General features: G+C 32.7%; 12 protein-coding genes. 5 read left to right on the plus strand and 7 right to left on the minus strand.

Going from position 1 to position 12,362, the window contains the following annotated elements; all coding sequences use genetic code 11:
* Nucleotides 1-198: 198 nt before the first annotated feature.
* The gene (dxs, locus tag BVC87_RS06305; RefSeq protein ID WP_075341507.1) at nucleotides 199-1,977 is read right to left on the minus strand and encodes a 1-deoxy-D-xylulose-5-phosphate synthase; all 1,779 of its coding nucleotides are present in this window, start codon (nucleotides 1,975-1,977) and stop codon (nucleotides 199-201) included.
* A 189-nt stretch (nucleotides 1,978-2,166) separates the two neighbouring features.
* Between dxs and BVC87_RS06310 the strand changes: the two genes are divergently transcribed.
* Together BVC87_RS06310 and BVC87_RS06315 are read left to right on the plus strand one after the other, a co-directional pair.
* Nucleotides 2,167-4,467 (plus strand): FdhF/YdeP family oxidoreductase, encoded by a 2,301-nt coding sequence (locus BVC87_RS06310; protein WP_075341508.1) that lies wholly within the window; start codon nucleotides 2,167-2,169, stop codon nucleotides 4,465-4,467.
* 53 nt (nucleotides 4,468-4,520) lie between these two features.
* Nucleotides 4,521-5,096, plus strand: a complete 576-nt coding sequence (locus BVC87_RS06315) for a Crp/Fnr family transcriptional regulator (RefSeq protein WP_075341509.1) — start codon at nucleotides 4,521-4,523, stop codon at nucleotides 5,094-5,096.
* A gap of 6 nt (nucleotides 5,097-5,102) precedes the next feature.
* On the opposite strand, the gene BVC87_RS06320 is transcribed toward BVC87_RS06315, so the two are convergent.
* Both BVC87_RS06320 and BVC87_RS06325 read right to left on the minus strand, forming a co-directional pair.
* The gene (locus BVC87_RS06320) at nucleotides 5,103-5,477 is read right to left on the minus strand and encodes a DUF6326 family protein (protein ID WP_075341510.1); all 375 of its coding nucleotides are present in this window, start codon (nucleotides 5,475-5,477) and stop codon (nucleotides 5,103-5,105) included.
* A 12-nt stretch (nucleotides 5,478-5,489) separates the two neighbouring features.
* On the minus strand, nucleotides 5,490-6,086 hold the full coding sequence (locus tag BVC87_RS06325; RefSeq protein WP_075341511.1) for a hypothetical protein: 597 nt from the start codon (nucleotides 6,084-6,086) through the stop codon (nucleotides 5,490-5,492).
* 135 nt (nucleotides 6,087-6,221) lie between these two features.
* Here BVC87_RS06325 and rsmI point away from each other — a divergent pair, with 135 nt between their 5' ends.
* From rsmI to BVC87_RS06340, 3 genes are read left to right on the plus strand one after another with little or no spacing between them, the layout of a single operon-like run.
* Nucleotides 6,222-6,893: a 16S rRNA (cytidine(1402)-2'-O)-methyltransferase gene (rsmI, locus tag BVC87_RS06330; protein ID WP_075341512.1), complete on the plus strand. Its 672-nt coding sequence runs from the start codon at nucleotides 6,222-6,224 to the stop codon at nucleotides 6,891-6,893.
* A gap of 40 nt (nucleotides 6,894-6,933) precedes the next feature.
* On the plus strand, nucleotides 6,934-7,980 hold the full coding sequence (locus BVC87_RS06335; RefSeq protein WP_075341513.1) for a ferredoxin--NADP reductase: 1,047 nt from the start codon (nucleotides 6,934-6,936) through the stop codon (nucleotides 7,978-7,980).
* A 22-nt stretch (nucleotides 7,981-8,002) separates the two neighbouring features.
* Nucleotides 8,003-8,680, plus strand: coding sequence for a LysE family translocator (locus tag BVC87_RS06340; RefSeq protein ID WP_075341514.1), 678 nt, complete (start codon nucleotides 8,003-8,005; stop codon nucleotides 8,678-8,680).
* Here the strand turns inward: BVC87_RS06340 and BVC87_RS06345 are convergent, their stop codons facing one another.
* The 4 genes from BVC87_RS06345 to BVC87_RS06360 all read right to left on the minus strand — a co-directional run bounded on the left by BVC87_RS06345 (nucleotide 8,681) and on the right by BVC87_RS06360 (nucleotide 12,350).
* Entirely contained in the window at nucleotides 8,681-9,154 is a 474-nt protein-coding gene (locus tag BVC87_RS06345; protein ID WP_159439328.1) for a nuclear transport factor 2 family protein, read from the minus strand. It abuts the gene before it with no gap.
* Between the two features lie 74 nt (nucleotides 9,155-9,228).
* Entirely contained in the window at nucleotides 9,229-10,053 is an 825-nt protein-coding gene (locus BVC87_RS06350; protein ID WP_075341516.1) for an SDR family NAD(P)-dependent oxidoreductase, read from the minus strand.
* 6 nt (nucleotides 10,054-10,059) lie between these two features.
* Entirely contained in the window at nucleotides 10,060-11,127 is a 1,068-nt protein-coding gene (locus BVC87_RS06355) for a phosphotransferase family protein (RefSeq protein ID WP_075341517.1), read from the minus strand.
* Complete coding sequence (locus BVC87_RS06360) at nucleotides 11,127-12,350, minus strand: acyl-CoA dehydrogenase family protein (protein WP_075341518.1); 1,224 nt, start codon at nucleotides 12,348-12,350, stop codon at nucleotides 11,127-11,129. The genes BVC87_RS06355 and BVC87_RS06360 overlap by 1 nt, the downstream gene beginning before the upstream one ends.
* Nucleotides 12,351-12,362 lie beyond the last annotated feature (12 nt).

Here is a 12,362-nt window from a genome sequence, read left to right on the forward strand (position 1 = left end):
ATGAAGTAATTTTAATGATGAATTTAAGAAAAACACATTTTGTCTATGAAATGTCAAGTAGTAAACACTAGTATACTAAACGAAATGTAGAAACGATTAACGTATTACAAAGAATCATTAGATCTATGTATTCTTATCTCAACATTCAATCCAAAGAATCATAAACAATTGTAATAGCTTTTAAAAAGCTTCATACTTTTATTGTTTCAATAAAGATTCAATTTCAAGTAAAACAGATATTGAATCAATACCACAAATATGATATAATTCTTCAACAGTACCATGATGAACAAACTCATCTGGTATACCTAAAACTTTGATCGTATTTTTATAATTGTGTTCTGATGCGAACTCTAAAATAGCAGCACCAAATCCACCTTTTACTGTACCATCTTCAATGGTAATCACATTTTCGAATTTCTTAAAGATGTTATGTAACAATTCTTCATCTAAAGGTTTTATAAAACGAAGATCGTAATGTGCTACACTGTTTTCTTTTGAAACCATTTTTAAGGCCTCTGAAACATTTTTAGCAACAGAACCTACAGATAACACTGCTAAGTCATTTCCTTCTTGTAAACGAGCTCCTTTTCCTATTCTAAGGTTTGTAAAAGGTTGTCGCCAGTCAATAGTAACTCCCCTTCCCCTAGGATAACGAATTGCAATGGGATGTTTCAAACCCAATTGAGCTGTGTATAGTATATTTCTCAGTTCAATTTCATTTCGAGGTGCAAAAATGATAAGATTAGGAATACATCGTAAGTACGCTAAATCAAAAACACCATGATGTGTTGCCCCATCTTGTCCAACAATGCCCGCTCGATCTAAACAAAAGATAACAGGAAGATTTTGAAGTGCAACATCATGAATAATTTGATCATAAGCACGCTGTAAAAATGTAGAATAAATATTACAATACGGAATTAAACCTTGAGTAGCCATTCCAGCAGCCAGAGTAACCGCATGTTGTTCGGCAATACCAACATCAAAAGTTCTATTCGGGAATTTTTCTAACATAAACTTTAAAGAACTTCCTGTTAGCATTGCAGGGGTAATCCCTACAATCTTGTCATTTTTTTTAGCTAGTTCCACAATAGTTTTTCCAAATACATCTTGATACTTTGGAGGCTGAATACTATGTGGTTTCGGTAGTAAATCACCAGAAACTTTATCAAACTTTCCAGGAGCATGATATTTAACTTGATCTTCCTCTGCTTGTTTTAACCCTTTTCCTTTTGTGGTAATTACATGTAAAAATTTAGGGCCAGGAATTTTTTTCAAACGTTCAAGTTCATCAATTAATTCCAATAAGTTATGTCCATCAATAGGCCCAGAGTAGTCGAAATTTAAAGCTTCAAAAATATTATCTTGTTCAATATCGCTTCTTTTCGATTTTACTCTAGTTAAATACTCTTTCAATGCACCTACAGCAGGATCAATACCAATGGCATTATCATTTAGAATGACCAATAAATTCGCTGTGGTAACTCCAGCATGATTCAAAGCTTCAAAAGCCATTCCACTAGCTATGGAAGCATCACCAATTACGGCAATATGATGTTTGTGTTCTCCCTTTAATTGTGAAGCAATAGCCATTCCCAAAGCAGCAGAGATTGAGGTAGAGGAATGTCCAACACCAAAAGTATCATAATTACTCTCACTTCTTTTTGGGAAACCAGATATTCCTTCTAACTGTCTATTGGTATGAAAAGTATCTTTTCTACCAGTTAAAATCTTATGCCCATACGCTTGATGTCCAACATCCCAAACTAGTTGATCTTCAGGAGTATTAAAAACATAATGCAAAGCAATAGTAAGTTCTACTACACCTAAACTTGCTCCCAAATGTCCTTCTTTGGTCGCAACAATATCAATAATAAATCGTCGAAGCTCTTCCGCTAATTGAGGTAGTAGCTCTGAATGTAATTGCCTTATATCTTCAGGAAAGATAATATGATCTAACACGTTTTTAGACATACAGCAAAGGTAGTAATTTCAGTTGTCAGATAATAGTAATCCGTAATAGGTATTCATACATGTCATTATTCAAAAACAGTATAAATTGTATGATTTTATGCTATTCATAACAAGTGCTTTTCGTACAATTTAGTAGTTTAATCTTCAGGAATTCCTACGAATTAGTAAATTGCTATCAAATACCTTTTTATGAGTAAAAGCAACCAACGAAATATTTCGGTAACAGGAACTATTGAATTTTCAGATCTCCAATTAACTCCACCTAAAGATTATGCTGCAGGAATTCCAGCAGTTAAAGTAGCTTTAAATCATGTATTTAAAGAGATGGGAGTAGTTAAAGGGCTGAAAGGTTTAGGAGCAATGAACCAAAAAGAAGGTTTTGATTGTCCTGGATGTGCTTGGCCTGATCCTGAAAAACCATCTAAGGTTGCTGAATATTGTGAAAATGGAGCAAAAGCTTTTGCCGAAGAAGCTACTGATAAAAAAGTTAATGCCAGTTTCTTTGCAAAATATTCTGTAGAAGAAATATCTCAATGGACAGATTATCAGATTGGAAAGAGTGGACGTATTACGGAACCAATGGTATTATATCCAGGCAAAGTGCATTATGAACCTATTTCATGGGATAATGCGTACAAACTTATCGCTGAAAAATTACACGAGTTGGATAGTCCAGATGAAGGTATTTTTTACACATCGGGTCGTTCTAGTAATGAAGCTGCATTTTTGTATGGTTTATTCATCCGAGCTTTTGGTACCAATAACATGCCTGACTGTTCAAACATGTGTCATGAGTCTAGTGGTGTTGCATTATCTGAAACCTTAGGAATTGGAAAAGGTTCTGTAAAATTAGAAGATTTTGACAAGGCTGAAGTTGTAATGGTTATTGGTCAAAATCCAGGAACCAACCATCCAAGAATGTTATCTGCTTTGCAAAAGTGTAAAGAAAATGGTGGTAAGGTAATTAGTGTAAACCCTTTAGAAGAAGCAGGTTTAATTCGTTTTAAAAACCCTCAAGAGTTTAAAGGTGTTGTATTAGGAGGAGAGCAATTAACAGATGTTCACTTACAAGTAAAAATAAATCAAGATATTTCTTTATTAAAGTTAATCTTACTAAAGTTAGCTGCTATTGATAAAGAGGAAGGAACTGTTTTTGATCATGAATTCATTACAACCTACACAGATGGTTATGAGAGTTTGATGGAACATTTACAAGGTTTTTCAGAGGCTGAACTATTAATTAATTGCGGGGTTTCTGAAGAAAAAATAAATGAAGTAGTTGAAATTTTAGCACATAGAAATAAAATTATCATCTGCTGGGCAATGGGATTAACACAGCATAAAAATGGAGTAAATAATATTAAAGAATGTGTAAACCTACTGTTGCTAAAAGGAAGTTTAGGTAAAGAAGGAGCGGGTACTTGTCCTGTACGCGGGCATAGTAATGTTCAGGGAGATAGAACGGTTGGAATTGTGCACCATGCAAATAAGAATTTTAATAAAGCCATTAAAGATACTTTTGGTTTTGATGCGCCTACGCATTCTGGTTATGATGTGGTAAAAGGAATACAAGCCATGTATGAAGGAAAAGCTAAAATATTCATGGCTTTAGGAGGAAACTTTGTTTCGGCAGCTTCCGACACCGAATATACCGCTCAGGCACTTCAAAACTGTGAATTAACGGTACATGTAAATACCAAATTGAATAGAACACAACTGACGGCAGGAAAAACAAGTATTATTTTACCAACCCTAGGACGATCAGAATTAGATGTTAAAGATGGAAAAACACGTTTTCTTACGGTAGAAAATAGTATGGGAAAAGTGCATCGTACTAAAGGAATGTTACGTCCATCTTCAGAAAACTTAAGAAGTGAGCCTGAAATTATTGGGAATATTGCCAGTGCCTATTTTAATGAAGGACATGTTGTAAATTGGCAAGAATTAGGAAATAATTACGAGCTGATAAGAGAAAAATTAGAATCGGTAGTAAAAGGTTTCCAAGGAATGGAAGAAAAATCTAAAGGTACAGGCTTTTATTTACCGAATAATGTACGAGAATTGGATTTTAGTAAATTACCTAATGGAAAAGCCCAGTTTACTTGTTGCGAACTACCAGAACATAATATTGCAGATGATGAATTTCTATTGATGACAATTCGTTCGCACGATCAATTTAATACCACTATTTATGGAATGAATGATCGTTACAGAGGAATTTTTAACGAACGAAGAGTTATTTTAATGAATGAAGAAGATATGCAGCATTTTGGTTTTACAAAATTCGAAGTCGTAAACTTAACCAGTAATTATAACAATCAAGAACGAAAGGCATTACATTTTAAAGTCATTCCTTATAATATACCAAGAGGTAATTTAGGAGCTTATTTTCCTGAAACAAATCTGTTAATTCCTATTCATGAATATGCAGATAAAAGCCAAACTCCAATCAGTAAATCGGTAATTGTTAAGGTGGAAAAAATAGATTAGGAATTCAATAGAATTTATAAGAAATTTAGAGAGATCATAAATACAAAAACTAAATGAAACACATTTTTGTAAGCTTAATATCTCAAATGACTAAAATAACTCAGGAAGAAGAGTTATTTATAGCGTATACATTTCCTATTAAAACTTTTGAAAAGGGAGCTTATTTATTAAGAGAAGGAGAAGTTGCAAAGGGAAGTTTTTTTATAATTAAAGGCTGTGTTAGAGAATATGTATTGTTAGACGGTGAAGAAAAAACAATTGCTTTTTATACAGAAAATCAGTCCTTAGCAAATCAGAGCAGCATATCTAATAAAACACCTTCAAAAATAAATTTTGTGTGTTCAGAAGAAACTACAGTGGTTATTACTGATGTTGACAAAGAGAAAGCATTTTACAATAAATTTCCTCGATTTAAAGAGTTTTGTTTAGAAGAAATGGATAGAATCATTGGAGAACAAAGGGAACAACTAACGGAATTTTATCGACTAAAACCCGAGGATAAATATGTGAAGCTTGTTAAAGAACGACCAGATTTACTTAATAGGGTACCGCAATACCAAATAGCAAGTTATTTAGGTGTAAAACCCGAAACCCTTAGTAGAATAAGGGCTCGAATGGTTCAAAAATAAATTTCTCTAAACGTTTAATTTCCATCGTCTTGCTTTAAAAATTATTAGGATCAGCAAAACAATTTCAATGCTAGCTATAATATAATAGTGGGGTAATTCAGACCGGCCACCAATGATATAAATACTAGTTAAAATTGGGACAAAAGTATTCGCTAGTTTATTGATTGTACCGGGTAATATCCATGATAAAAAAATCATTAAAATAGGAATATTAGTAACCAAAGCGGCAATTGCCATTATTGATGTTACCTCTCCCGGAATTGCTAAAACATCACCTTTTACCAACTCAACTATAATTGAAAAGATGTCAGCAAAGATCATATTAATTAGCACTGTTATCCATAATAGTATAAAATAAATTTTGATGTTTTTATGACTCATGATAGTTTGATTTTAAAAGTTAAATCCAAAATGAAAGCCAGGTTCGAAAGCATATTTTTTATATCTGTTTTCTAATACCTGAAAAGAATTAGGGAGATTTGTGTTTATAGGCCAATTAGTTATAGCAAAAGAAGGTTCGATAAAAAATCGGTTTTTAAAAAAGCGAAACTGATATCCAATACGTAATGTATTAAACAGCTGAAATCCACTCTGAATTTTTCTATCAGATTCATCCAAATAATTTTGATGCATTGCTGTAGAATGCACTTTTGCAAAAGTTCCTTTCCAAATAAATCTTTTATAGGTTAGACCTAAACCAAAAGCTTCAACTCGACCAGGGAAATTAGGGCCATTATTTTTTTCATTAATACTCATACCAATGGGTTCATAATAATTCCAAGTGATTGCTTCTATAGAGATTACATCTTTCTTTGTAATTCTATACCCTAAATCAATCATGTAAAATCTAGGTGGTTCATCATCATCAACGAGATTGGCAAGCATAAAGGCAGAACTTCCTATGTAGCATTTTTTTTCTAAGGTTCTTTGCTGTTGTGACTGTAGAGTCAACGAAGTTAACATGATAGCTGTAATAATTTTGTATTTCATAATTTAGATTTTATACAAAATTGAATAACAACTGAAACCAATGCATTGACTTTCGTCAATAAATACAAAAGCTTTAAAAATCATTCTTTATTATGATTTTAGTTGTAAACTATAAGTTATAATTACCTTTGTAGTATGAGCAAACTTTTTTTGGTACCCACGCCGATTGGGAACTTAGAAGACATTACGTTTAGAGCTATAAAAGTTTTAAAAGAAGTAGATTACATTTTAGCAGAAGATACACGAACCAGTGGAAAGTTGTTAAAGCATTTTGAGATCAATACTCCAATGCAATCTCATCACATGCATAACGAGCATAAAACAGTAGATCATATTGTCAATAGAATTCAAAGCGGTGAAACTTTTGCGTTAATTTCTGATGCAGGTACTCCAGCAATTTCAGATCCAGGTTTTTTGTTAACACGTGCTTGTATACAAAGTGGGGTTGAAGTAGAGTGTTTACCAGGGGCTACGGCCTTTGTTCCTGCTTTAGTAAATTCAGGTTTACCTAATGATAAGTTTGTTTTTGAAGGTTTTCTCCCAGTAAAAAAAGGAAGACAAACACGATTAAAGTTGTTGGCTGAAGAAACCCGAACTATGATTTTTTATGAAAGCCCACATAAGTTGCTAAAAACATTGGGAAATTTTGCAGAATACTTTGGAGAAGATCGACAAGTATCAGTTTCCAGAGAACTCACAAAAATGTTTGAAGAAACTAAACGTGGAAACGTAAAAGAGATACTGTCATACTATACTAATAAACCTGCCAAAGGCGAAATAGTAATAATTGTTGAGGGAAAGAAATAAGTGAGTTTTCTTTCCTATTTTTGTGGTCAAATTTTTAGCAATGAGTCAATTTTATTCCATTACCATAAAAGATATTATCAGAGAAACTTCTGCTGCTGTTTCTTTAGTTTTTGATATTACAGCCGATAATAAAGAAAAGTTCAATTTTATTGCAGGTCAGTATATAACTTTAAAAACCGTAATTAATGGAGAAGAAGTAAGAAGAGCATATTCTTTATGTTCATCACCAAAGAGTAATGAGGTTAAGGTAAGTGTAAAAGCAGTAGAAAACGGTACTTTTTCGGTATATGCGAATGAAACATTAAAAGCAGGAGATGTGTTAGAAGTAGCAGTTCCTGAAGGTAAGTTCTTATTAGAACCTGAAGCGAATAAAAACTATATCGGTTTTGCCGCTGGAAGTGGAATTACACCAGTAATGTCTATGATTAAATCGGTGTTAGAATCTGAACCAACAGCTACTTTTACTCTAGTATATGGAAATAAATCAATTAACGATACTATTTTTTATAATGAGCTTAATGATTTAAAAACACAATATCCTGATCAATTCAATCTAAGTTATGTGTTTAGTAGAGAAAATGTAGAAGGATCTGTTTTTGGAAGAATAGATAAAGCTCACGTAAACTACTTTGTAAAAAACATTTATAAAGATGTTGCTTTTGATAAAGCATTCTTGTGTGGTCCAGAAGAAATGATTACAGTAGCTTCTGAAACTTTAGCAGAAAATGGTTTTAATAAAGAAGCTATTTTATATGAATTATTTACTGCATCTATAGATGAAGAAGCAGCTAAGCAAGTTAAAGAAGGACAATCGGAAATTACAGTATTATTGGATGATGAGGAAACGGTATTTACGATGCCTCAAAATACTGATATTTTAGCTGAAGCTTTACGACATAAAATTGATGCTCCATATTCTTGTCAAGGAGGAGTATGTAGTAGTTGTATCGCTAAAGTTACCGAAGGAAAAGCAGTGATGATTAAAAACCAAATTTTAACTGATGAAGAGTTAGCAGAAGGTTTTGTATTAACTTGCCAAGCGCATCCTGTTACACCTACACTTAAGGTGGATTTTGATGATGTTTAACCAATATTAAAATTGCTAAGAAATGAGTTTACTTGATTATAAAGAAGCTTTTCTAGTTGGACTTTTCATGTCATTCATGATTGGTCCAGTATTCTTTATGCTTCTGAAAACAAGTGTTTTAAAAGGATTTAGAGCGGCATTAGCTTTTGATATAGGTGTTGTTTTAGGAGACATTACTTTTATGTGTATTGCATATTTTGGGAGTAGGAATTTATTAGAAAAAATAAAAGATGATCCTAGACTATTCTTCATTGGAGGATTAGTATTAATTGTGTATGGATTGATTACCTATTTGGATAAAAGCAATAAAAAAGAAGTTGAGGAGTCCTCGATTAATGTGCCTAAAAGTAATAATTACTTTAGGTTGTTTTTAAATGGATTCTTTTTAAACTTTATTAATATTGGAGTATTAGCTGGTTGGTTGGGTATTATGGTAGTTGTTGGCCCTAGTTTAGAGATGAATCCTACTGCAATTTTCAGGTATTTTACTGTAGTTATTATTGGATATGTTACAACAGACATCATTAAAATTCTTCTAGCAAAACAACTACGATCTAAATTAACTCCTGTGGCTATTTACAGAGTTAAAAGAGGAATGGGAGTTTTATTAATTGTTTTCGGAGCAATAATGATGCTCAAAGGATTTATTCCAAAAGAAAAAATAGATGAAATTATAGAGAAGGTGGAGATTAGAAAGTAATTACTTTATTTTACCATCATGAAAGCCAGCTCTTTTCCATCCATCTGGTGTATGCACCCAAAGATTTGTAATTCTATATTCATTACTTTTGATCGTGTCACTAACTTTACTAGAAACTAATACTTTTCCTGTAACAATTGCTGTAGTATTTAAGTATTCTATAGCCAAATCTTCCATTCTATATTGAATTACTTGTAGCTCTCCCGTTTTTATTTTTTGTGATCTCTTTTGTAAATACGATAACCAACTTTTCTTTCCTATCGGTTTCGAATTTCCATTAGTATGGGTATAGTTTTCTGTAATCATAGATGCTAAAACCGCAGTATTACCCTCTTGAAAAGCATTGTTAAAAACTGTAAGTGCTTGGGATAAATTTTCTTTATCCTTTTTAGTTAAACCGGCTTCTTGTACAGTGGATTTACAACTAAAGAATACAATAGAAAATATAAGTAAAAGAAATCTATTAATTTTCATATACATTCAGGTTTTATGAGTTGATTATTTCTTTTGTTTATAAAGTTACATTTTATTGTAAATAATAATTGAACTTATGAGAATTGAGAGAGTTTTTGCATCATTTTAAAGTACTGCTTTTCTACTAATTTAGGTAGCCACTTTTTATAGAAAAACTTCTGTCTAGCATCTGTAGGATGGATAATCTGAAACTTTCCTTTAGAGGCTTGTTCTAATGTAATTCTAGCTACTTCATCTGCATTAGTTTTTGAATATTTCATCTGTTTTTCGGCAAAACCTTTAAACACTTTAGAACTAGCATTTTCCATAATGTTGGTTTTGAAAAAAGTTGGTGTAAGCACACTAACATGAATATTTTTCAACTTTAATTCATGGTATAAAGTTTCAGAAAGTGAATATACAGCCGCTTTAGATACGCTATAGGCAGACATCCCTGGTGCATTCATAAACCCGGCCGAACTACCAACATTAAGTATTAAACCTTTTTGCTGTTTCAATAGTTGTGGCGTAAAAAAATGACATCCGTAATAAGTACCCATCAGGTTAACTTCAATCATTTTCTCCCATTTTTCGATAGGATAATCTTTAAACAATAATCCATCTCCAATTCCTGCGTTATTAATTAAAAGATCTAGACTTTCTATATTAGCTAATACTTGTTGCTGAACTTGAGCATATTGTTCTTTATTACTAACATCAAGAGTATAATTATACACTTCTTTAGCTTTCTGAAATAATGAACTATTATTTTCTAGTGAAGTAATGTTGATATCTGAGAGGTGTAATGTCCAGTTATTTTCGGCAAGTAATTTCGCAAATGCTAAACCAAGTCCTGAACCTGCACCAGTTATAAATGCAGTTTTATTTGGATATTTTTTATGTAAAGTTTTTAGTTCCATGGATGCTTATTTTCGTTGTTTGATAATGTTTTCACAGGTTTTTATAAGGTAAATAGAAATCAACCAAAAGTTTTTAAAAGCCTTATTTTTAGTGTAGCCTTTTTGGTAACGATAATAGATTTGCTGAACAATACCTGCTAGTCTGAAGAGTCCATAAATTCTATAAAAACGGAAATCATCAACTTGCCTACCTGTTTTTTCGCAATAGTATTTTATAACTTCGTTTCTGGTTAACATACCAGGTATATTACTGGGTTGTCTTCGAATAGATTTTACAAAGAAATCATCTTTTTCCTCTACCCAATACGCTAAGCTATTTCCTAAATCCATTAATGGATCTCCAATTGCTGCTAATTCCCAGTCTAAAACTCCTAAAATATTTTCAGGATTAGAATGATCAATTACAACATTATCCAAACGAAAATCATTATGTATAATACATAGTTTTTCTTCTTTAGGAAGATTTTTTTCTAGCCATTGAATTACCTTTTTTCCTGAAGGAACATTCCAAGTTTTAGCATTGGTATACCGCTTACTCCAGCCAGAAATTTGCCGTTCAATATAACCAGAACCTTTACCCAAACTATCCAAGCCTTCTTTTTGATAATCGACCTGATGAAGTTCAATCATTTTATCCCAAAAAGAATAGCAAACCTTTTTAGTCGTAGCTTCATCCCATTGAACTATCTTAGGAAGATTTTTACGAAGAATAATACCTTCTAAACGTTCCATAAGGTAGAAAGTAGAACCTAAAACTGATTCATCTTCGCACACAGCGATCATTTTCGGGACATAAGGATAATGCGGTTTTAGTTTTTGTTGTAAGTAAAACTCTCTAGGCATATCATGTGCACCAGCGGCTTTTTTTCCTAAAGGAGCTCTTCTTAAAATGATATCATGATTAGCAAAACGCAATCTGTACGTCCAGTTCGATGCTCCTCCGGAGAATTGCGTAATGGTTGGATTATTGTCAATATCAGGAAGATGTTGTTGTAACCAAGGTAATAGCTTATCTAAATCGAGTTCTTCACCTGAACGTTGCTGTTTTTCTAAATCTTTTATAGTAGTTGCCATTAGCTAAGGTATTTTTTGAATTCTAGTCTAGAAATCATACGCATGTGCACTTCATCTGGACCATCGGCTAAACGAAGAGCTCTTGCCTGAATAAAAAAGTTGATTAACGGAAAGTCATCAGATAATCCTGCTCCGCCATGAATTTGCATGGCCATATCTGTTACTTCTTGTAATACTTTAGGAGCTACAACTTTAATAGCAGAAATTTCTGTCATACTATTTTTAACACCCTGTTCATCTATTTTCCAAGCCGCATAATGTGTCAACAACCGAGCTTGATCTATGGCAATTCTTGCTTGTGCAAAATGCTCAGAGTTTCCACCCAGTTTAGCTAATGGTTTTCCAAAAGCTTGTCGAGTTCCACTTCTTATAATAGCGAGTTCTAAAGCACGTTCAGCAGCGCCAATACAACGCATACAATGATGAATTCTTCCTGGCCCTAATCTTCCTTGAGCAATCGCAAAACCAGCACCAAAATCTAGAATTAGATTTTTCTTAGGTATTCTAACATTATTAAAATGTACTTCTCCATGTCCAGCAGGAGCATCATAAGTTCCAAAAGTATTTTGCATTCGTTTAATTTCAACACCAGGTGTATCTAAGGGTACTAATACCATACTATGCTGTTTGTGCTTTTCAGCTGTAGTATCTGTTTTTCCTAAAACAATAGCTAGCTTTGTCATAGGATGTCCTAATCCTGTAGACCACCATTTTTTACCATTAACTATAATTTCGTCACCATCTTCTATGATTGATGTTTCAATATTAGTAGCGTCAGAGGAAGCAACATCAGGCTCAGTCATGCAAAAAACAGATTTCATTTCACCTTTTAATAAAGGTTGTAACCATTCTTTTTTTTGTTCTTCAGATCCAAAATGATATAATACTTCCATATTTCCAGTATCTGGAGCATTGCAATTAAAAATCTCTGCAGAATTATATACGCGTCCCATTTCTTCGGCTAGCGGTGCATATTCTAAAACACTAAGTCCTTCAGCTAATTCATTGTCTGGTAAAAAGAGATTCCATAAACCTTCTTTTTTAGCTAATTCTTTTAATTCTTCTAACCTTGGATGCTCTGTCCATTTTGTCCAATCACTACCTACATTATGAGTGGTGTTGTATTTCGAATATTCAGATTCAAAAGGATACACATATTGGTTCATGAATTGTTTAAGACGAGCTAAATATTCATTAGATTTTTCTGATGGATTGAAATTCATTTGATACGAGAT

The organism is Tenacibaculum agarivorans (assembly GCF_001936575.1).
In the GTDB taxonomy this organism is placed as follows: domain Bacteria; phylum Bacteroidota; class Bacteroidia; order Flavobacteriales; family Flavobacteriaceae; genus Polaribacter; species Polaribacter agarivorans.